Consider the following 21050-nt stretch of genomic DNA (forward strand, 5'->3'; position numbering starts at 1 on the left):
GTGTTCAGGCCTTCTTCGCGGCGTCGAGTTGCTCGGCGGTGGCTGCGAGCAATTCGTTCCAGGCTTCCTCGAACTTGCTGACTCCCTCGTCCTCGAGGACGACGAAGACGTCGTCGAGGTCGACGCCGAGGCCGGCGATCTTGTCGAAGACCTCCTGTGAGGCTGCCGAGGTACCGATGATCGAGTCGGTGTTGACCCAGCCGTGGTCGGCGAAGGCTTCCATCGTCTTGCCCGGCATGGTGTTGACGGTGTTTGGTGCGACGAGCTCGCTGACGTACAGCGTGTCGGGGTAGTCGGCGTTCTTGGTGCCGGTCGAGGCCCACAGCGGCCGTTGGGGATTGGCGCCCTTGTCGACCAAACCGTGGAAGCGTGACTCGACCTCGAAGATCTCCTGGTAGGCGGCGTAGGCCAGGCGGGCGTTGGCCAGCGCCGCCTTGCCCTTCAACGCGGTCGCCTCGGGTGTACCGATGGCGTCGAGACGCTTGTCGATCTCGGTGTCCACGCGGGAGACGAAGAACGAGGCGACCGAGTGGATCGTCGAGATATCGTGGCCGGCTTGCGCGGCGGCCTCGATGCCCGACAGGTAGGCGTCCATCACGCCCTGGTAGCGCTCGACGGAGAAGATCAGGGTCACGTTGACGCTGATGCCCTCGGCGAGTACCCGGGTGATCGCCGGCAGCCCGGCCTTGGTGGCGGGAATCTTGATCAGCAGGTTCGGGCGGTCGACGATCTTCCACAGTTCGATGGCTTGCGCGACTGTCTTGTCGGTGTCGTGGGCGAGTCGGGGGTCGACCTCGATCGACACCCGACCGTCGACACCGCGGGACTCGGTGAACACCGGTGCGAGGACGTCACACGCATTGCGGACGTCGTCGGTGGTGACGGTGCGGATGGTGGCATCGACGTCGGCGCCACGGGCGGCGAGCTCGTTGACCTGCTCGTCGTAGGCGTTGCCCTTCGACAGTGCGGCCTGGAAGATCGACGGGTTGGTGGTCACGCCGACCACCGAGCGGGTGTCGATGAACTCCTGCAGACCTCCCGAGGAGATCAGGTCACGGGACAGGTCATCCAGCCACACCGATACACCGGCGGCGGACAATTCGGCGAGCTTGGCGTTCTGGGTCACGGTTCTCTCCTTGCGTGCATCGCGTGGTGTCCTTGTGGGGCACGCGATCTCGGTGTGTTCGGTTGTGGTGGAAGGCGTTCGGGCGTGGGGTCAGGAGCCGACGACGCGCTGCGCGGCGGTGGCCACGGCGTCGGCGGTGATGCCGAATTTCTCGTAGAGCACCTTGTAGTCGGCCGAGGCACCGAAGTGCTCGAGGGAGATGATCTCCCCGGTATCGCCGACGACCTGATACCACGGCATGGCGATGCCGGCCTCGACGGAGACGCGAGGCACCGACGGCGGAAGCACCGAATTGCGGTATTCCGCGTCCTGCTCGAAGAACCACTCGAAGCACGGCATGGACACCACGCGTGCGCGGATTCCCTTGTCGGCCAAGGTCTTCTGTGCCTCCACGGCGAGTTGGACCTCGGAGCCGGTGCCGATCAGCACGACCTGCGGCTCGCCGTCGGCCTCCGACAACACGTACGCACCGGCCGCGACACCCTCGTACGAGGTGCCCTCGAGGACCGGCACACCCTGACGGGTCAGGCACAGGCCGACCGGATGGTCACGCCGGGTGAGCAGGTGGCGCCAGGCGTGGGCGGTCTCGTTGGCATCGGCCGGACGGACCACATCGAGGTTCGGGATGGTGCGCAGCGCCGCGAGGTGCTCGACCGGCTGGTGGGTCGGGCCGTCCTCGCCGAGGCCGATCGAGTCGTGGGTCCAGACGTAGATCGGGTCGATCGCCATCAGTGACGCCAGCCGGACCGCGGGCCGCATGTAGTCGGCGAACTGCAGGAAGGTACCGCCGTAGGCGCGGGTGGGACCGTGCAAGACGATCCCGGACAGGATCGAGCCCATGGCGTGTTCGCGGATACCGAAGTGCAGGGTGCGGCCGTAGGGGTTGGCCGTCCAGGTCTTGGTGCTGATCGACGACGGTCCGAACGAGTCGACGTCGTCCATGGTGGTGTTGTTCGAGCCCGCGAGATCGGCGGAGCCACCCCACAATTCGGGCAGGATCGGTCCGAGTGCGGAGAGTACCTTGCCCGAGGCGGCGCGGGTGGCCAGCGCTTTGCTGCCCGGCTCCCAGCTCGGCAGCACGTCGGTCCAGCCGTCGGGGAGTTCATGGGACCACAGGCGGTCGAAGAGCGCCTTGCGCTCGGGGTTGGCCGCGGCCCAGGCGTCGAAGCCCTTCTGCCACTGGGCGTGGGCGGCGGCGCCACGCTCGGTGAGCGCGCGGGTATGGGCGATGACCTCCTCGGACACCTCGAAGTTCTTGTCGGGATCGAAGCCGAGGACCTTCTTGGTGGCGGCGACCTCGTCGGCGCCCAGCGCCGATCCGTGGATCGCGCCGGTGTTCATCTTGTCCGGGGCGGGGTACCCGATGATGGTGCGCAGCACGATCAGCGACGGTTTGTCGGTGACCTGCTTCGCGGCTTCGATCGCGGCTTCGATCGCGGTGACGTTCTCGCCGCCGGAGACATGCTGCACATGCCACCCGTAGGCCTCGTAGCGGGCGGCGGTGTCCTCGGTCAGCGCGATCTGGGTGTCGTCCTCGATCGAGATGTGATTCTTGTCGTAGAAGACGATCAGGTTGCCGAGTTCCTGCGCGCCGGCCAGCGACGACGCCTCGGAGGTGACGCCCTCCTCGATGTCACCGTCGGAGGCGATCACGTAGATGTGGTGGTCGAACGGGCTGGCGCCGGCCGCGGCGTCCGGATCGAACAGGCCACGCTCGTAGCGTGCGGCATAGGCCATACCGACCGCCGAGGCCAGTCCCTGCCCGAGCGGACCGGTGGTGATCTCCACACCACGCGTGTGATGCAACTCCGGATGACCGGGGGTCTTCGACCCCCACGTGCGCAGGTCCTCGATGTCGGACAACTCCAACCCGAAGCCACCCAGATAGAGCTGGATGTACTGGGTGAGGCTGGAATGCCCGCACGACAATACGAACCGATCGCGGCCGACCCAATGGGTGTCGGTCGGATCGTGGCGCATCACCCGCTGATACAGCAGGTAGGCCAACGGGGCGAGGCTCATCGCAGTGCCCGGATGGCCACTGCCACACTTCTGGACCGCATCCGCGGCGAGGACCCGAACGGTGTCTACGGCGCGCGAATCGACCTCGGTCCACCACTCGGGGTGGGCCGCAGTGGTGAGTTCGCGGATCTCGTCTGTGTCTGCCACTGTTCTGCAGTCTCCTGTACCTATCGGGGTGCGTGCGCTCGCCGCAGCGGGGATTCGAGCAGCGGGGATTCGAGGGTCGACGCCACGCCGGACGGAACGCGAGCCGTCACATGTGGTGGACGTCGGAGGTGCCTCACTGCTCCCAGAGTAATCGGCCACCGCCCGCCCATGCCCGGCAACCTTTGTCTGCGGCGCGTATCGCGGCGCGTCGTCGGGCTCGCGGCCTGCTCGGCGCACGCAATTCTTCGAACGGGTGGGGCAGCGTCTACCATGCTGTGTAGTAGCCGTGGCGCGCTGTTCGATAGCCGGTCAACTGCCCTGAGCGCGTCCTTCGGGCAGGTAGGAGTGGACGTGAGGATTGGGGAACGTGTGAGCGGAGAAGGCACCGCTCCCGGCGGATCCACCTCCGCTCGGCACACCCAGTCCCGTGAGTCCGGCGTCGCAGAGCCGACGGATGGCGTTGTCGAGGAAACCGGCGCGACGTGGCCGCAGCGCATCCGGGCCACCGTCCTGGCCTACATCGCGCTCACCAAGCCGCGCGTCATCGAACTGCTCCTCGTCGCCACGATCCCGGTCATGCTGCAGGCCAACCGCGGCCACGTCGACATCGCGGTCATCCTGTTCACCCTGCTCGGCGGCTGGCTCGGAGCCGGCAGTGCGAACACGCTGAACATGGTCGCCGACGCCGACATCGACAAGAAGATGCGACGCACCGCGCGTCGGCCACTGGCCCGGAAGGCCGTCGCCACCCGCAGTGCGCTGATCTTCGGGATCGTGTTGTGGGTGGCGTCGTTCCTGGTGCTGTTCTTCGCCGCGAACCTGCTCAGCGCCCTGTTGGTGACCGCGACCATCGGCTTCTACGTCGGCGTCTACACGATGATCCTCAAGCGACGTACCTGGCAGAACGTCGTGTGGGGCGGGGCCGCGGGCTGCATGCCGACCCTGGTCGGCTGGGCAGCGGTGACCGGAGCCCTGAGTTGGCAGCCGGTGGTGCTCTTCCTCGTCATCTTCTTCTGGACGCCGCCGCACACCTGGGCGCTGGCCATGCGGTATCGCGAGGACTACAAGGCCGCCGGGGTGCCGATGCTCCCGGTGATCGCCTCCGACGAGCACGTGACCCGACAGATGCTCTTCTACACCTGGGCCACGGTGCTGGCGTCACTGGCATTGATCCCGGCGGCCAGCTGGATCTACGCGGCGGTCGCGGTGCTGGCCGGCGCCTGGTTCCTCAGCCGGGTCCACAAGCTCTATCGCGACACCCGGCAGGGCGCCGAGGTGACGCCGCTCAAGATCTTCCTGCAGTCCAACGAGTACCTGGCGATCCTGTTCTGCGGACTGGCGATCGACGCCGTCGTGAACCTGCCGGTCCTCACGCACGTCTTCTAGGGCGCCGAGGTACCTCTTCGTCAGTTCGGCACGAGAACCGACGTCCCGGTGGTACGCCGGCCCTCGAGATCGGCATGTGCCTGTTCGGCGTCGGCGAGACGGTACCGCTGTCCGACCCGCACCTCGACGCCGTCGGCGAGTGCTCCGAGATACTCCGATGCGCGCCATGCCAATTCGTCGGGATCGGCGATGAAATGCGCCAGGGTCGGTCGGGTCACCGACAACGAGCCCGCGCTGTTGAGACGCTGCAGATCAAATGGTGGCACCGGGCCGCTGGCCGCGCCGAAGAGCACCACGAATCCGCGAATGCCGGTCGATGCCACCGACTGGTCGAAGGTGTCTGCACCCACCCCGTCATAGGTGACCCGCACTCCGGCACCGTCGGTGAGACCTCGCACCTGCTCGACGAGGTCGTCGCCGTAGCGGAGCACGTGGTCGGCGCCGGCCGCGGCCGACAGTTCGGCCTTCTCGTCCGAGGACACGGTCGTGATCACCCGCAGACCCTTGCGCTTGGCCAGCTGGGTGAGGATCAGCCCGACGCCACCGGCACCGGCGTGCAGCAGGATCGCGTCGCCCTCGGCGGGGTGCGCGCTGCCGTCGAGCAGATAGTGGGCAGTCAACCCACGCAACAACGAACTCCCGGCGACCTCGTCGGTGACGCCGTCGGGGATCGGCACCGCACGAGCGGCACGGACCGCCACGAGCTCGCCGTAGCTGGCTGGAGCATCGCACCAGCAGACGCGGGTGCCGACACCGAGATCGGAGACCTCCGAGCCGACCGCCACGATCTCACCGGCGCCCTCGGTACCGGGCACATACGGCGGTTGTGAGGGATACAGACCACGGCGAAGGTAGGTGTCGATGAAGTTGACGCCGACGGCGGTGACGCGAACGAGAACCTCGTCGGCAGCGGGGATCGGATCGTCGACCGTCCCGTAGCTCAAGACATCCGGACCGCCGTGTCGAGTGACCTGAATTGCGCGCATGAGTCGTTTCTACACCCCGGCCAAGACGTCGGAATCATCACGGTTTCTCGGCGGCTCCGGTGACCGGGGGTTCCACCGACCACGGGAAATCGATCCACTTGGCGGTGGTGCGCCAGCAGTAGTCGGGAGTGGTGATCGTGTGCGGCTTCTGGTAGATCACCGCGTTGCGGACCTCGGCGACCCGGCCCTGGTGCTCGCAGAAGTCGTCGACGAGGGCGAGGGTCTTGCCGGAGTCGGCGACGTCGTCGACGACGAGCACCTTCTGATCGTGTAGTCCACTGCTCTCCAGCAGTGACGGCAGCATCACCGGTTCGGCCAGGGTCTCGCCGATGCCGGTGTAGAAGGCCACGTTCAGCGAGATCATCAGCTTGCAGTCGAGCGCATAGGCGATCGCGCCGGCCGGGATGAGACCTCCGCGGGCGATGCCCAGGATGATGTCGGGGACGAAGCCGTCGTCGGCGATCTGCTGGGCGAGGTCGCGGCATGCCCGGCCGTTCATCTCCCAGGTCAGCTTTTCGCGCTCGTCTGGGGCCGGCGGGGTCGTGGCGGAGGCGTTCATGGCAGTGACTCTGCCAAGTTTCGGGCGGCGGCACATGTCGAGTGGATCGAGACCGACTCAGCCCACCCGATCGTGCGCCGGAGCGCGCCCGTACCGCGATTCGAAACCGGCGAGCGCGACGGTGAGTAGCTCGTTGAGCTGGTCGGTCTGAGCCGAGCTCAAGGAGCCGAACAGTTCCCGTTCGAGCCTGACGCGATCCTCGGTCGCTCGGCGCCATCGGCGCCAGCCGGTCGGTGTCAGCCGTACCGGACGGGAACGTCGGTCGACGGGTCCATCTGGCGTTCGTGTCACCAGCCCGCCGTCGATGAGCCTCCTGATGCGGGTGCTGACGGTCCCGGAGGTCAATGCCAGGGCGTCGCCGATCATGGTCGGTGTGCATGCACCGCCGGAGCGCGCCATCACCGACAGTGCCTCCCAGTCGCCGGGCGTCAGGTGATGAGCGGCAGCGACTTCGTCGAGCACCGCAGCGAGCATGTGCGAAAGTCTCCCGATTCGCTGGCGAGCCGCTTCGGTCGCTGCGTCGGTGTTCGAGTCGATGCCGGGGGTCGCCGCGAGCCATTCGTCGAGGTCATTTGACGTCGAGTCCGACGTTGTCGTGTTCGGCAGGTCGCTGGTCGATCTGCCGTCCGGGGCTGGACGTGTGGTCATCAGAGACGCCTTTCGCAGTTACCTTGATACTCAAGGTTATCGTGATACCGTTGTATCTTGAGTATCAAGGTAACTGCGGCAGGGGGGTGTCATGGGCAAGGTGTGGTTGATCTCCGGGGCCGGTTCGGGTTTCGGGCGTGAGTTGGCCCAAGCGGCCACCGGGGCCGGTGATGTGGTCGTGGCGACCGGGAGATCGCCGGAGTCGGTGCAGGACTTCCCGTGTCACACCGAACTCGATGTGACACAGCCTGATTCGGTCCTTCGTGCGGTTGAGTTCACGTTGGCGCGATTCGGCCGTATCGATGTGCTGGTCAACAACGCCGGACACGGTCTACTCGGGGCCGTCGAAGAACTCTCCGACGATGACCTGCTGGGCCTGTTGCAGACCAACGTGTTCGGCGCACTGCGATTGACTCGCGCAGTTCTGCCATCGATGCGCGCACACGGCGGCGGTCACGTCGTGCAGATGTCATCGGTCGGCGGCATCGTCGGGAATCCCGGTCACGCCGCGTACGCGACATCCAAGTTCGCGCTCGAAGGCATGTCGGAGGCACTTGCCGGCGAGGTGGCCGGTTTCGGGATCAAGGTCCTGATAGTTGAACCGGGGCCGTTCCGAACCGACTTCGCCGGGCGGTCGATCCATTACGCGCAGCCGCTGGCCGCCTACGACGAGACACCGGCCGGGTGGCTGCGTGCCCGATTCGTCGATCAGGATCAACGTCAGCCCAATGATCCGCGTCGGGCAGCCCAGATCATCCTTCGGGCGCTCGACGACCCCGAACCGCCTCTCCGACTTCCACTGGGGCCCGAAGCCATCGAGCGAATCCGGGAGAAGCTGAGGATTCAATGCGCAGACATTGACCGATGGGAACCGCTCGCCCGCGATACGCGGTACCTCGATGAGTGATGCTCCGGCATCGGTCGTGGCGCGTGTCTACCCGGCGGCCCCACCTCGGTATGCTCGATGACCATGAGCGAGCAGCCCGCAGCCGAGAACTCCGAGACCTCCACCGCCGCCCCGACCGTGTCGGTACCGCGAGATGTGGTGTCCTCGATCGAGAAGTTCGTCAGCCGGGAAGGCGGGTCGGCCAAGGCCGTCTTGCAGCCGATCGGCGCGGCCGGCGTGCGGATCACTCTCGTCGGCGAACAGGGTGGCATCCTCGGCGATCGCGTGGTCGCCGACCTCGCGACCGCCACCGCAGTCGTGGAAGCGGTGGCCGGCGTCGAGACCGCCGAGTGGGACCGCGACCTGACGTCATCGACGACCGTCGAGCCGTCGCACTATCGCAAGATGGCCGGCTGGGTCGCCGGACAGAAGCACTTCCCGAAGCCCCGTAATCAAGCCATTCTCTGAGTCGGTATCCCGGGAGTGGAAGCCGAGGTGACCGGGGACTCAGCCGGCTTCCTCGGGCTCGACTGCGTCCGACCCGGCGAAGACGCTGCACTCCGGGCACCGGGTCAACAGGTCGTGCCGACATTCCACGACATGGACGAGAAACGACTCCGCGTCCGCCAATCGACGGCGCCGCACCCGGATCTCGTCGATCCGTCGATCGATGATCTGGCGGCGCTCGGCTGCGTTGCGATCGAGTACGACGCGTATTTCTCGCAAGCTCATTCCGACGTGCTGGCACGCGCGCAGTACGTGTAGACGGCTCACGTGCTCGGCGCTGTACTCGCGATGCCCGGCCAGGGTGCGGTCGGGCACGACGACGCCCATGTCATCCCAGTGACGCAGGACATGTACTTCGACGCCGACCAGTGCGGCCGCTTCGGCGATGCGCATCACCACATCATGCCTTGACCTCAGGTCGACCTGAGGTCCTACGGTTCGGGGATGCCTTTCAAAGCCGATGCATTGCCCACGCCCGCCATCGTCGAGATCGACGGCGCCGCCATCGCGACCTATGTCCTCGAGCCCCCTCGGGGCCGGCGGAAAGGCCCCGATGTGGTGTGCACGCACGGTACTCCGTGGTCGGCGGGGGTGTGGTTACCGGTGGCCCGGCGATTGGCCGAGCGCCATCGTGTCTTCCTGTGGGACATGCCCGGCTACGGTCGGTCGACCAAGGGTCCGGAGGTGCCGGTTGATCTTGATCGCGCAACGGCAACGTTTCGCCGAACTCGTGCGTATCTGGAACCCAGTCCGCCCCCATGTACTCGCGCACGACATCGGTGGGGCGGTCACGCTCGGCGCGCACCTGTTCGACGGAGTCGCGATGAGCGGTGTCTACCTGCTCGACGCGGTGACGCTGCGCCCATGGGGCTCTGCGTTCTTCGCGCTGGTGGGCAGGCACGCCGAGGTTTTCCAACAACTTCCCGCGGATCTGCACGAGGCGCTCGTGCATCGCTACATCGCCGGTGCCGCCGTCGTCGATCTGCCACACGACACAGTGCGCGGGCTGGTCGAACCGTGGCTCGGTGAGGTGGGCCAAGCTGCGTTCTATCGACAGGTCGCGCAGCTGTCGGAGGACCACACCGAACCGATCTGTGCGCGACTGGCGGACGTCACATGTCGGGTCGAGATCGGCTGGGGGGTGAACGATCCGTGGTTGCCGGTCGAACAGGCCGGCCGCCTTCGAGACGCGTTGCCCGGCGATGTCGTCGTCACGCTGCTCGACGGCGTCGGGCACCTTGCACCTCTGGAACGCACAGAGGAACTCGTCGGGCACATTCGGCGCTGGCTGGCGCGGTGAGGTCGCGTGGGCTCCAGTGCCCTCAGGTGAGGGGTACCGGGTCTCCAGATGGGCTGTCCGACAACCGGAACCACAGCACCAGCCAGGTGGCTCCGATCAGCAGCAGCCCGCTGCCCAGCATGTGCAGCAGCACCAGCAGGATGGGCAGGTCGGTGAAGTACTGCACCATGCCGATGATCCCCTGCAGGACCAGCAGCCCCGCGTAGGTGAGGGCCGCCCGGGATTGCGGCATCCGCATGACCCGCGTGATGACCACAACCGCGATTGCCAAACCGATGAGGACGAAGACCGAGTCGGCGTGTAGCTGCGTCGTCTGCGATGGCGTCAGGCCGTTGCGGTGGGCATGGACGTCGCCGGCGTGCGGACCGGAGCCGGTGACGACGGTGCCGAGATAGATCGCGATCCACGTGACCGCGTACACGAGCCACGCCATGATCAGGCCGACGCGTGCGGCGATGCCCGTCACCGCGGATTCCCGTGGATACGGACTCGTGCGGAACACGAGCACCGTGGCTCCCGACACCAACAGCATCGACAGCAAGAAGTGCAGTGAGACCACCCATGGGTTCAGGTCGGTCAGTACGGTGATGCCGCCGACGACACCCTGAAAGGGAATGCCCAGCGCGAGCAGGACCACCAGGACACGGTTGCGGCGCTGCGAAGACGCCTGACGCCACACCGCGACGACCGCGGCAATCGCGATGATGGTGAGCACCCACGTGAGCATGCGGTTACCGAATTCGATGGCCGCGTGATAGCCCATCGCCTCGTGCGGGACGAACGAACCGTCGGTGCACTGCGGCCAGGTGGGACACCCCAATCCGGAGCCGGTCAGCCGGACGGCGCCGCCGGTGACGACGATGCCCACGTTGGCGACCAGCAGAGCGATCGCCCAGCGATGGACGAAACGGATCGTCGGGCGACCGAAGCCGGGGACACGGGCCAGGCCCGAGCGCGTGGTCGCGACGGGCGCGGGCCGGTCGGCGGCCGCGGGGGTCTTCTCTGAAGTCGTCATCGGGGTCCCGCAATCGTGAGAGCTGTCGGGGGAGTGGGCAGGTGGGGCGATCTCACTCGAATCGGAACCACCTGACCGCGAGGGCGCCGGTGACCGCCGCCCACGCCAGCAGCACCACAACGCCGACGACGTCGACACTGCCGTGCGTGGCCTGCTCGAGGGCTTCGGTGAGCGCACCGGAGGGCACACATCGGGCCACCCACCACACGGCGTCGGGGATCCGTGACTGCATGACGACGACGCTGCCGACGCCGACCATCGCGAACCACAGCAGATTTGCGAGAGCGAGCACGACCTCGGCCTTCAGTGTTCCGCCCAGCAGGAGGCCCATCGCCGAGAAGGCGGCGGTGCCCAGGGCGATCACGAGTGCACCGATCGCCAGGCCGCCGAGACCGGGACGCCAGCCGAAGCCGGCGCCGATGGCGCCGATGATCACCGACTGCAACACCACTACGGCCACCACCGCCAGCGACTTGCCGACGATGATGCCCCACCGTGGAATCGGCGTTGCCCCAAGGCGTTTGAGTGCTCCGTAGCGTCGGTCGAAGCCGACGGCGATGGCCTGCCCGGTGAACGCCGTCGACATCACTGCGACGGTCATGATCGCCGGGACGAAGGTCGCCGCGCGTTCGGCGGTACTCGATCCGAGGTCGGTGTCGAGGGGTAGCAGGCACAATCCGATCAGCAGCGTGATCGGGATGAACATGGTGAGCAGGAGTTGTTCGCCGTTGCGCAGCAGCAGCCGCAGTTCGAGACGGGTCTGCGCCGCGAGCATCGCCACGAGTGGCGCCGCCCCGCCACGTGGGGTGAAGGTGCCCGGCGGGAAACGCACCGGGCCCGCGGCGGATCCCACGGTTGTCGAGTCGGTCATCGCAGGGCCCTGCCGGTCAGATCCAGGAACACGTCTTCGAGACTGCGTGTCTCCACCCTCAAATCGGTCGCCAGTACGTTGATCTTCGCGCACCACGCGGTCACCGTCGCCAACACCTGCGGGGTCATCGACCCGACCACCAGATAGCTGCCGGGCGCGGTCTCCGAACACACGTAACCCTCGGGTAACGCCAGCGTCAGCAACGTCAGGTCGAGTCCGCGCGGAGCGCTGAACCGCAGCTCGTTCTCGGCGCCGCGACTGGTGAGATCGGCGGGTGTACCGGCTGCGACCACACGACCGCTGTCGATGATGACGACGTGATCGGCGAGGTGCTCGGCCTCGTCCATCAGGTGGGTGGTCAGCAGCACCGACACCCCGTCGCCGCGCAGGCGGTCGATGATCTCCCACACGACCAGTCGGGCGTGCGCGTCGAGCCCTGCGGTGGGCTCGTCGAGGAACACCAGTTCGGGGCGCCCGACGATGGCGCACGCCAACGACAAGCGCTGCTGCTGGCCACCGGACAGACGGCGAAACGGTGTGCGGGCGGCATCACGCAAACCCAGAGCGTCGAGCAGCCAGTCCGGATCAATCGGGTCGGCGCAGTACGACGCGCACAGTCGCAGCATCTCTTCGGCACGCGCGCCGGGGTAGGCGCCGCCGCCCTGCAGCATCACGCCGACGCGTCGACGTAGCGCGTCGTTGTCGTGCCGGGGATCGAGGCCGAGGACGGTGACCGTTCCTGCATCGGGGGTCAGGAAGCCCTCACAGATCTCGACCGTGGTGGTCTTGCCCGCGCCGTTGGGGCCGAGGAGGGCGAGGATCGACCCTGCGGGGAGTTCGAGATCGAGGCCGTCGACGGCGATCCGGTCGCCGAAGCGCTTGACCAGTCCGCACACCCGAAGGGCGGGGGCGTCGACGCCGACAACGGTCCGCGCTTCGGGGGACGGGCCGTCGAGGTGACGATCCGTCATCGGATCGTCGCTCGACGGCGAGGAGGTCGCGCTGCGCACACTGGTCAGACTATGCCTTCGTGCGCACAGGTAAAAAACCGTCGACCGCGTGCGCTCGCGTCCGCGTGAACACCGTCGATCACGCCGCGGTGTCGGTGTGTTCGGGGGTCGGGCGCTTCGACCAGCGCCGTCGCGGACGCCACCGAGGCCAGTCCTCGAAGAACAGTGCCGTCATCACCGCGACCATGATCACACCGGCCAGCAGCCCCTGGGCGAGGACCACGCCGCTGGTGTTGGAGCTGGTGGGCATGACGACGATCGCGATGATGGCCGAGACGGTGATGGTCGCGATACGGAACCACGGCCGGGTCGCCCAGGCCGCGAGCGGGATGACCGCCCAGAGCAAATACCAGGCCTGGACGAAGGGGAAGAAGACGACGACCGTCGCCATCGACACACCCAACGCTCCCAGCGGGTGCAGGCGCCCGGCCAACGTCGCGAGCATCCAGCGGACCACGAAGACCGCGGCGATGACCTGGCCCAGCGGCCGGACGACGTCGAGGATCGCCTGGGTTTGGTCGCCGAGACCGAGGAAGACCCCGACCCGCCCGGCAGACACCGACAGCAACGTCGGCATCGACATCCACGAGCGGACGACAGCGCCGGTGGACAGTGTCGAGGTCCAACCGAAGCCGAGGCCGGTGCCCACGCAGATGACCACCATCACGACCGCGAGCACGGCGCCGAGCAGGCCCGCGGAGGCAGCCAACGCCCACACCGTGGTGCGTGACCTCGCCCACCACTGTCGAATCGGTGCCCCACGCAGCGCGGGCAGGCATGCACCCCACCGTTGGGCCAACGCGATCCCCACGAACCCGAGCGCGAGGACCGAGGTGAACTTCACCAGTGAGCTGGTCGCGATCACTGCGGCTCCGGCGAGCAACAGCCACCCGGCACCGGTCGGCCGCCACGATCCCGGCGTGCGGAGCCGCTGCGCACCGTAGATCGCGCGGAAGCACAACTCGATGCCGACCAGCATGAGCCCGAGCATGAGTGCCTCGTTGTGGATGCCACCCACCAGATGCAGGATGACCAGCGGGTTCATCGCCCCCAACCACAATGCGGCCACCGGCGAGACCCCGCACCGCCGCGCCAGCCGGGGCAGCGCCCACACGATCAACGCCAGCCCGACCAACGCCACCAGGCGGTGCAGGAAGATGGCCGCGGTGATGTTGTCGCCGGTCACCGCGGTGATGCCCTTGCCGATCCAGATGAAGAACGGACCGTACGGCGCAGGCGTGTCACGCCAGAGGTTGGGTACCGACCTGGTGAGGACGTTGCCCACACCGAGTCCGTGCAGCGGACTGACCGTGTAGGGGTCCATTCCGCGATAGGCGATCGCCGACTGCGCGAGATAGGAGTAGATGTCCTTGCTGAGCAGGGGCGGCGCGACGATGATCGGCGCGATCCACAGCAGAAGGGTGCGATCGGCCTGCTGACGGGTCATCCGGCGCGCCGGACTGCGGCCGTGGAGGACCTCGACGCTGAAGCGTCCGACCGCGAACCGCCCGATCAGCAGCCATGCGACGACGAGCATGATGGTCCCGCCGATCGACAGCGTCAGCGCGGTGCTCCACATCCGCGACGGCAGCGACAGCACACGCATACCGGCCACCGGGTTCTGGAGCACCGGGATCTGCCCGGTGCCCAACGACCCGACGAGCATCAGGATGGTGCCGGTCGCGCCGAACAATTTGATGCGCAGCAGCCGGCGGTTCTCGGCGGCGTCGAGGGGACCGACCTCGTGCTCGGGGTCGTGCAGTTTGGCCACGGTGACGCCGTAGTAGCCGCGACGGTCGGGATCGCGCCGGGCCCGCCGCGCAGGTGCGCCCAACCCGACGTAGTCCAGGGTTCGGCGCAGTACCGAGGCCTCTGACGCGGGTGATTCCGACACACGACGACTGTAGTGGGTGACCGCACCGCCGCCGACGAGGTGGCGGCCGTGATCTCGTCGGGTACGGCGGATGGGGGCAGGGCTACAGGGGGGCAGGGCTAAGGGCACCCTTGCTGGCACGAGGGAATCAATTACGTCACACTCGTGTTGTGAAAACCATGCGCGGTGATGTTGTGCGGGGCGAAACCGTGCCCGACGCCGCCCATCATGGTGTCCACGCCGATGGGCAGACGCGGGCTGCGGTCATCTCCCTGCTCGTGGAGGACGGGCCGTTGACGGCAGGGGAGATCGCCGACCGGCTCGGGATCAGCGCTGCCGGAATCCGTCGTCATCTCGACGCGCTCACCGCGGCGGGCGATGTCGAGGAAGCATCCCCGGCGTTCGGCCAGCGAGGCGGTCGAGGACGTCCGGCGAAGTGGTTCCAGCTGACCGCGGTCGGCCGGGGCAAGCTCCGCCACGCCTACGACGATCTCGCCGGCGCGGCGATGCGCAAGCTGCGTGACCTCGGCGGTTCCGATGCAGTCGCGGACTTCGCCCGAGAACGGGTGGAACGCATCGTCGACGGCATCGATCCCGCGACCGATCCGTCCACGGTTGCCGGGACCGTCACCGAGATCGCCGAGGCGCTGACCAGTGCCGGATACTCGGCGAACACCCGGCAGGTCGGCGCAGGCATGCAGATCTGTCAGCACCACTGCCCGGTGGCGCATGTGGCCACCGAGTTCCCCGAGTTGTGCGAAGCGGAGACCGCGGTATTCACTGAGCTGCTCGGCACGCACGTGCAGCGACTGGCGACCATCGCCAACGGTGACTGCGCGTGCACCACCCACGTTCCGCTTCCGCATCCCGATCCACCCCCGGATGCCACCGCACGGTCGGATCCCGAAGAGCGTCAGCCGGATCCCGAAGAACATCAGCACAGCACGACCCCGACGAGTGATGCACAGCCCGCATCCGCTCGACACCCCCAGAGTCGAAAGGCTTCGCGATGACAGTCACCGATCCCACGGTCACCACCGCCGGCGAGTCCACCCCGGTCGGCAAGGCGGCGCCGCTCACGCAGGAAGAGACCATCGCGTCGTTGGGCACGTACGGCTACGGCTGGGCCGACTCCGACGTCGCGGGCGCCAGCGCCCAGCGCGGCCTGTCCCCGGCGGTCGTCGCCGACATCTCGGGCAAGAAGTCCGAGCCGCAGTGGATGCTCGATCAGCGTCTCAAGGCGCTCAAGATCTTCGATCGCAAGCCGATGCCGCACTGGGGTGCCGAACTCGACGGCATCGACTTCGACAACATCAAGTACTTCGTGCGTTCGACCGAGAAGCAGGCCACCTCGTGGGAGGAACTGCCCGAGGACATCAAGAACACCTACGACAAGCTCGGTATCCCCGAGGCGGAGAAGCAGCGGCTCGTCGCCGGTGTGGCCGCGCAGTACGAGTCCGAGGTGGTCTATCACCAGATCCGCGAGGATCTCGAGGCGCAGGGCGTCATCTTCCTCGACACCGACACCGGTCTCAAGGAGCATCCGGAGATCTTCCAGGAGTACTTCGGATCGGTCATCCCGGCGGGTGACAACAAGTTCTCCGCGCTGAACACCGCGGTGTGGTCGGGCGGCTCGTTCATCTATGTCCCGCCGGGCGTGCACGTCGACATCCCGCTGCAGGCCTACTTCCGGATCAACACCGAGAACATGGGCCAGTTCGAGCGGACGTTGATCATCGTCGACGAGGGTGCGTACGTGCACTACGTCGAGGGGTGCACCGCACCGATCTACAAGACCGACTCGCTACACTCCGCGGTCGTCGAGATCATCGTCAAGAAGGGTGGTCGCTGCCGCTACACGACCATCCAGAACTGGTCGAACAACGTCTACAACCTGGTCACCAAGCGCGCCAAGGCCGAGGCCGGCGCCACCATGGAGTGGATCGACGGCAACATCGGGTCCAAGGTGACGATGAAGTACCCGGCCGTGTGGCTCACCGGTGAGCACGCCAAGGGTGAGGTGCTCTCGGTCGCGTTCGCCGGCGAGGGACAGCATCAGGACACCGGCTCCAAGATGGTGCATCTTGCGCCCAACACCTCGAGCAACATCGTCTCCAAGTCGGTCGCGCGGGGCGGTGGCCGCGCCTCCTACCGTGGTCTGATCAAGATCAACAACGGCGCGCACGGCAGCCGGTCGACGGTGAAATGCGATGCGTTGCTTGTCGATACCATTTCGCGCAGCGACACCTATCCGTATGTCGACATCCGCGAGGACGACGTCACCATGGGCCACGAGGCCACCGTGTCGAAGGTCAGCGACGATCAGCTGTTCTACCTGATGAGTCGCGGACTGACCGAGGACGAGGCGATGGCGATGGTGGTCCGGGGCTTCGTCGAGCCGATCGCCAAGGAACTCCCGATGGAGTACGCGCTCGAACTGAACCGTCTCATCGAACTCCAGATGGAAGGAGCCGTCGGCTGATGGCCGATCCGACATTGCCGGTGGTTTCCGCCGGACCGGTCAACAAAGGCGAGCAGTTCACGTCGTTCGACGTCAACGCCTTCGAGGTACCCAGCCCGCGCGAGGAGGCGTGGCGGTTCACCCCGTTCCGTCGCCTCCGCGGTCTGCATGACGGCACCGCCGAGCGCACCGCGGAGGCGACCGTGACGGTCGGCGGCGCGGGCGACGGGGTCACCGTCGACACCGTCGGGCGCGACGACGAACGGCTCGGCCAGGGCGGCGTACCGTTCGATCGCATTGCCGCGCAAGCGTATTCGTCATTCACCCAGGCGACCGTGGTGACGGTCGGGCGAGAGGTCGAGCTCGGCGAGCCGGTCACCATCGAGGTCACCGGACCCGGCGAGGGCCAGACGGCGTTCGGGCACCTGCAGATTCGGCTCGAACCGTTCGCGCGTGCCGTCGTCGTCCTCGATCAGAAGGGTGGCGGAACGTATGCGGAGAACGTCGAGTTCGTCGTCGGCGACTCCGCCGCACTGACCGTCGTCAACGTCCACGACTGGGCCGACGACGCCGTGCACGTGGCCGCCCACCACCTGCGGGTGGGACGGGACGCCACGGTTCGTCATTTCGCGATCAGCCTGGGCGGCAACCTCGTTCGTCTGTCCCCGGTGGTGCACTACGACGCACCCGGCGGTGACGTCGAATTGTGGGGTCTGTACTTCGCCGACGCCGGCCAGCACCTCGAACAGCGCCTGCTCGTCGATCACAGCCAGCCCAATTGCCGCTCCAATGTCGTGTACAAGGGTGCGCTGCAAGGCGATGCGACCGATCGTGCGCGCGAGGCGCACACCGTGTGGATCGGCGACGTGCTGATTCGCCCCGAGGCCGAGGGCACCGACACCTTCGAGCTCAACCGCAACCTGGTGCTCACCGACGGCGCACGCGCCGACTCGGTACCGAACCTGGAGATCGAGACCGGCGAGATCGTCGGCGCCGGACACGCCAGTGCCACCGGTCGATTCGACGACGAGCAACTGTTCTATCTGCAGGCCAGAGGTATCCCCGAGGATCAGGCCCGACGGCTGGTCATCCGCGGATTCTTCGGCGAGATCATCGCCAAGATCGCGGTTCCCGAGCTCCGCGAACGACTCGAGGCGGCGGTCGAGGCCGAACTCGAGATCGCCGGCGCCTGACCCGCCGACGTAAAAACCTCGCACCGGACATCAGCCCACACGCACCCACAGACACCCATCAAGGAATCAATCGTGAGCACACTGGAAATCCGTGACCTGCACGTCGACGTCGCGCAGAGCGACGCCGACGCCGAACCCATCCACATCCTCAAGGGTGTCGATCTGACCGTGAGCTCCGGCGAGACGCACGCGATCATGGGGCCCAACGGATCCGGCAAGTCGACGCTGTCCTATGCCATCGCCGGGCACCCGAAGTACCAGGTGACCCAGGGCTCGATCACCCTCGATGGCGAGGACGTCCTGGAGATGAGTGTCGACGAACGCGCGCGTGCCGGACTGTTTCTGGCGATGCAATACCCCGTCGAGGTGCCCGGCGTGTCGATGTCGAACTTCCTGCGGACCGCGGCGACCGCGGTGCGCGGTGAGGCCCCCAAGCTGCGCCACTGGGTCAAGGAGACCAAGGAGGCGATGACCGCCCTGGAGATCGACCCGTCCTTCGCCGAACGCAGTGTCAACGAGGGCTTCTCCGGTGGCGAGAAGAAGCGCCACGAGATCCTGCAGCTCGACCTGCTCAAGCCGAAGATCGCGATCCTCGACGAGACCGACTCCGGCCTCGACGTCGACGCGTTGCGCGTGGTCAGCGAAGGCGTGAACCGCTACAAGGAGTCCGAGAACGGCGGCATCCTGCTGATCACGCACTACACCCGAATCCTGCGCTACATCAAGCCCGATCACGTCCACGTGTTCGTCGGGGGACGCATCGTCGAATCCGCGGGCCCGGAGCTCGCCGACGAACTCGAGGACAACGGCTACGTACGTTTCACCTCGGCGGCCGCGAGCCGCTGACCCGGTGCACGACGCCGGGTCTGTGAAAGGAGCACTCGTGACTCTCTCCGCAGACGCCGTCGGGTCCGGGACCACCGGCCTCGACATCGCCGCAGTGCGTGCGGATTTCCCGATCCTGGCGCGCGCCGTCCGGGACGACAAACCGCTGGTGTACCTCGACTCCGGGGCGACCTCGCAACGGCCTCTGCAGGTTCTCGACGCCGAGCGTGAGTTCCTGACGACCCGCAACGCCGCGGTCCACCGCGGTGCGCACCAGCTCGCCGAAGAGGCGACCGACGCCTACGAGGCCGCCCGGGAGACCATTGCCGGTTTCGTCGGTGCCGCCCCCGACGAGATCGTGTTCACCAAGAACGCCACCGAGGCCCTGAATCTGGTGACCTACACCCTCGGCGATGACCGCAGCGCCGATGTCCTGGGTGGCCGCGCACTCGGTGAGGGTGACACCGTCGTCGTCACCGAACTCGAACACCACGCGAATCTCGTTCCCTGGCAAGAACTCTGCCGCCGCACCGGTGCCACCTTGAAGTGGTACGGGGTCACCGGCGGCGAATCGGCCGACGCGGGACGGATCGATCTGGACTCACTGGACCTCGACGAGACCGTCAAGGTGGTGGCGTTCACCCATCAGTCCAACGTGACCGGTGCGGTCGCCGACGTCGCCGAACTCGTACGCCGTGCGCGTGCGGTGGGTGCGCTGGTGGTCCTCGACGCCTGCCAGTCGGTGCCGCACATGCCGGTCGACTTCGCCGCACTCGACGTCGATTTCGCGGCCTTCTCCGGACACAAGATGTTCGGACCGTCCGGTGTCGGCGTGCTCTACGGCAAGCAGGCGTTGCTGAATGCGCTGCCGCCCTTCCTGACCGGTGGATCGATGATCGAGACCGTGTCGATGGAGATGTCGACGTACGCGCCCGCACCGCAACGGTTCGAGGCCGGTGTACCGATGACCTCACAGGTCGTCGGCCTCGGCGCGGCCGTCGACTACCTGCGGTTGCTGGGCATGAACGCCGTTGCCGCACACGAGCACTCACTGGTCGAGCGGGCGCTGTCGCAACTCGGCGAGATCGGTGGCCTGCGCATCATCGGCCCGACCACCACCACCGACCGCGGGGGAGCGGTGTCGTTCGTCGTCGACGGAATCCATGCCCACGATCTCGGCCAGATCCTCGACGACGAGGGAGTCGCGATCCGGGTCGGCCACCACTGCGCGTGGCCGCTGCACAAGCGGTTCGGTGTCGCCGCAACCGCGCGTGCGTCGTTCGCCGCATACAACACCCTCGACGAGGTCGATGCGCTCGCCGCAGCGATCCGCAAGGCGCAGAACTTCTTCGGGGTGAATGCCTGATGCGGATGGAGCAGATGTATCAGGACGTGATCCTCGATCACTACAAACATCCGCACGGCCGTGGTCTGCGCGAGCCGTTCGGCGCCGAGGTCGCCCACGTCAATCCGACCTGCGGGGACGAGGTGACCCTGCGGGTCGCCCTGAGCGACGACGGCACCACCGTCGCCGACGTCTCCTACGACGGACAGGGCTGTTCGATCTCCCAGGCCTCGACGTCGGTGCTCTACGACCAGATCGTCGGGTTGCCGGTCGAACAGGCGCTGGCGACCGTCGACTCGTTCAACACGATGATGACCTCGCGCGGCAAGGATGACGGCGACGAAGACGTCATCGGCGACGGCATCGCCTTCGCCGGCGTGAGCAAGTATCCGGCCCGGGTCAAGTGCGCCCTCCTGGGATGGCTGGCGTTCAAGGACGCGTTGGCACGATCGGTCGAGGCACTCGAATCGCAACCAGCATCGCAAGGAGCGGAGACAGCATGAGCATCAATCCCGACGCGGGCGACGTCGACACCACAGCCGGTGACCCGGCGCCGACCGGCCCGAGTACGTCGCTGCCGCAATTCGACGACGTCGAAGAGGCCATGCGCGATGTCGTCGACCCCGAACTGGGGATCAACGTCGTTGATCTCGGACTCGTCTACGGCATCGAGATCACCGACGACGCCGTCGCGAAACTCGACATGACGCTGACGTCGGCGGCGTGCCCGCTCACCGATGTGATCGAGGATCAGACCCGCGGTGCGCTGGTCAACAGCGGACTGTGCACCGAGGTCGAGATCAACTGGGTCTGGCTGCCGCCGTGGGGCCCGGACAAGATCACCGACGACGGCCGCGAGCAACTGCGCGCCCTCGGGTTCACCGTCTAGC

At 67.0% G+C, this 21050-nt stretch carries 21 protein-coding genes and 1 pseudogene; 12 read left to right on the forward strand and 10 right to left on the reverse strand.

The features are described 5' to 3' along the window. Nucleotides 1-4 precede the first annotated feature (4 nt). Nucleotides 5-1126, reverse strand: a complete 1122-nt coding sequence (gene tal / locus AC5ZH6_RS12105; RefSeq protein WP_006370302.1) for a transaldolase — start codon at nucleotides 1124-1126, stop codon at nucleotides 5-7. Nucleotides 1127-1216: 90 nt separating this feature from the next. Next, nucleotides 1217-3295 carry a transketolase gene (gene tkt / locus AC5ZH6_RS12110; protein WP_006370303.1) on the reverse strand — a complete coding sequence of 693 codons (2079 nt, stop codon included), beginning with the start codon at nucleotides 3293-3295 and terminating at the stop codon, nucleotides 1217-1219. A 369-nt stretch (nucleotides 3296-3664) separates the two neighbouring features. Between tkt and AC5ZH6_RS12115 the strand changes: the two genes are divergently transcribed. Beyond that, complete coding sequence (locus tag AC5ZH6_RS12115) at nucleotides 3665-4681, forward strand: heme o synthase (RefSeq protein ID WP_496169056.1); 1017 nt, start codon at nucleotides 3665-3667, stop codon at nucleotides 4679-4681. Nucleotides 4682-4701: 20 nt separating this feature from the next. On the opposite strand, the gene AC5ZH6_RS12120 is transcribed toward AC5ZH6_RS12115, so the two are convergent. The 3 genes from AC5ZH6_RS12120 to AC5ZH6_RS12130 are packed head-to-tail and all read right to left on the reverse strand — an operon-like array spanning nucleotide 4702 to nucleotide 6874. Continuing rightward, nucleotides 4702-5667, reverse strand: coding sequence for a quinone oxidoreductase family protein (locus tag AC5ZH6_RS12120; protein WP_094600483.1), 966 nt, complete (start codon nucleotides 5665-5667; stop codon nucleotides 4702-4704). A 37-nt stretch (nucleotides 5668-5704) separates the two neighbouring features. Next, nucleotides 5705-6226 carry a phosphoribosyltransferase gene (locus AC5ZH6_RS12125; protein WP_006370306.1) on the reverse strand — a complete coding sequence of 174 codons (522 nt, stop codon included), beginning with the start codon at nucleotides 6224-6226 and terminating at the stop codon, nucleotides 5705-5707. Between the two features lie 57 nt (nucleotides 6227-6283). Further along, complete coding sequence (locus AC5ZH6_RS12130) at nucleotides 6284-6874, reverse strand: MarR family winged helix-turn-helix transcriptional regulator (protein ID WP_240523914.1); 591 nt, start codon at nucleotides 6872-6874, stop codon at nucleotides 6284-6286. A gap of 91 nt (nucleotides 6875-6965) precedes the next feature. Here AC5ZH6_RS12130 and AC5ZH6_RS12135 point away from each other — a divergent pair, with 91 nt between their 5' ends. Continuing rightward, a complete protein-coding gene (locus AC5ZH6_RS12135; RefSeq protein WP_094600484.1) occupies nucleotides 6966-7781 on the forward strand; it encodes an SDR family NAD(P)-dependent oxidoreductase in 816 nt (271 codons plus the stop codon). A 57-nt stretch (nucleotides 7782-7838) separates the two neighbouring features. Then, nucleotides 7839-8228, forward strand: coding sequence for a hypothetical protein (locus tag AC5ZH6_RS12140; RefSeq protein WP_006370307.1), 390 nt, complete (start codon nucleotides 7839-7841; stop codon nucleotides 8226-8228). A 39-nt stretch (nucleotides 8229-8267) separates the two neighbouring features. On the opposite strand, the gene AC5ZH6_RS12145 is transcribed toward AC5ZH6_RS12140, so the two are convergent. Further along, nucleotides 8268-8660: a MerR family transcriptional regulator gene (locus AC5ZH6_RS12145; protein WP_094602008.1), complete on the reverse strand. Its 393-nt coding sequence runs from the start codon at nucleotides 8658-8660 to the stop codon at nucleotides 8268-8270. 51 nt (nucleotides 8661-8711) lie between these two features. On the opposite strand from AC5ZH6_RS12145, the pseudogene AC5ZH6_RS12150 reads away from it, so the two are divergent. Next, nucleotides 8712-8891: pseudogene (locus AC5ZH6_RS12150) on the forward strand (alpha/beta fold hydrolase); the annotation flags it as partial. Continuing rightward, nucleotides 8821-9567: an alpha/beta fold hydrolase gene (locus AC5ZH6_RS12155; RefSeq protein WP_338066860.1), complete on the forward strand. Its 747-nt coding sequence runs from the start codon at nucleotides 8821-8823 to the stop codon at nucleotides 9565-9567. The pseudogene AC5ZH6_RS12150 and the gene AC5ZH6_RS12155, both read left to right, overlap by 71 nt. Before the next feature lie 22 nt (nucleotides 9568-9589). Here AC5ZH6_RS12155 and AC5ZH6_RS12160 read toward each other — a convergent pair whose 3' ends face one another. The 4 genes from AC5ZH6_RS12160 to mptB all read right to left on the reverse strand — a co-directional run bounded on the left by AC5ZH6_RS12160 (nucleotide 9590) and on the right by mptB (nucleotide 14357). Next, nucleotides 9590-10582, reverse strand: a complete 993-nt coding sequence (locus AC5ZH6_RS12160) for a COX15/CtaA family protein (RefSeq protein ID WP_006370310.1) — start codon at nucleotides 10580-10582, stop codon at nucleotides 9590-9592. 52 nt (nucleotides 10583-10634) lie between these two features. Then, nucleotides 10635-11453 (reverse strand): ABC transporter permease, encoded by an 819-nt coding sequence (locus tag AC5ZH6_RS12165; protein ID WP_006370311.1) that lies wholly within the window; start codon nucleotides 11451-11453, stop codon nucleotides 10635-10637. Continuing rightward, a complete protein-coding gene (locus tag AC5ZH6_RS12170; protein WP_165776336.1) occupies nucleotides 11450-12424 on the reverse strand; it encodes an ABC transporter ATP-binding protein in 975 nt (324 codons plus the stop codon). Before AC5ZH6_RS12170 ends, AC5ZH6_RS12165 begins: the two co-directional genes overlap by 4 nt. Nucleotides 12425-12542: 118 nt before the next feature. Beyond that, a complete protein-coding gene (mptB, locus tag AC5ZH6_RS12175) occupies nucleotides 12543-14357 on the reverse strand; it encodes a polyprenol phosphomannose-dependent alpha 1,6 mannosyltransferase MptB (RefSeq protein ID WP_094600486.1) in 1815 nt (604 codons plus the stop codon). Nucleotides 14358-14515: 158 nt separating this feature from the next. Between mptB and AC5ZH6_RS12180 the strand changes: the two genes are divergently transcribed. The 7 genes from AC5ZH6_RS12180 (at nucleotide 14516) to AC5ZH6_RS12210 (ending at nucleotide 21049) form a co-directional block, all read left to right on the forward strand. Beyond that, entirely contained in the window at nucleotides 14516-15349 is an 834-nt protein-coding gene (locus AC5ZH6_RS12180) for a helix-turn-helix transcriptional regulator (protein WP_240524129.1), read from the forward strand. After that, the gene (sufB, locus tag AC5ZH6_RS12185) at nucleotides 15346-16818 is read left to right on the forward strand and encodes a Fe-S cluster assembly protein SufB (protein WP_006370315.1); all 1473 of its coding nucleotides are present in this window, start codon (nucleotides 15346-15348) and stop codon (nucleotides 16816-16818) included. The genes AC5ZH6_RS12180 and sufB overlap by 4 nt, the downstream gene beginning before the upstream one ends. Continuing rightward, entirely contained in the window at nucleotides 16818-17990 is a 1173-nt protein-coding gene (sufD, locus tag AC5ZH6_RS12190; protein ID WP_006370316.1) for a Fe-S cluster assembly protein SufD, read from the forward strand. The genes sufB and sufD overlap by 1 nt, the downstream gene beginning before the upstream one ends. Before the next feature lie 72 nt (nucleotides 17991-18062). Beyond that, nucleotides 18063-18836: a Fe-S cluster assembly ATPase SufC gene (gene sufC, locus AC5ZH6_RS12195; protein ID WP_006370317.1), complete on the forward strand. Its 774-nt coding sequence runs from the start codon at nucleotides 18063-18065 to the stop codon at nucleotides 18834-18836. Nucleotides 18837-18873: 37 nt separating this feature from the next. Beyond that, complete coding sequence (locus tag AC5ZH6_RS12200) at nucleotides 18874-20181, forward strand: cysteine desulfurase (protein WP_288337538.1); 1308 nt, start codon at nucleotides 18874-18876, stop codon at nucleotides 20179-20181. Beyond that, nucleotides 20181-20663, forward strand: a complete 483-nt coding sequence (gene sufU / locus AC5ZH6_RS12205; RefSeq protein ID WP_006370319.1) for a Fe-S cluster assembly sulfur transfer protein SufU — start codon at nucleotides 20181-20183, stop codon at nucleotides 20661-20663. The genes AC5ZH6_RS12200 and sufU overlap by 1 nt, the downstream gene beginning before the upstream one ends. After that, on the forward strand, nucleotides 20660-21049 hold the full coding sequence (locus AC5ZH6_RS12210) for a metal-sulfur cluster assembly factor (protein WP_006370320.1): 390 nt from the start codon (nucleotides 20660-20662) through the stop codon (nucleotides 21047-21049). Before sufU ends, AC5ZH6_RS12210 begins: the two co-directional genes overlap by 4 nt. Nucleotide 21050 lies beyond the last annotated feature (1 nt).

Source organism: Gordonia sp. YC-XJ4, from assembly GCF_059511865.1.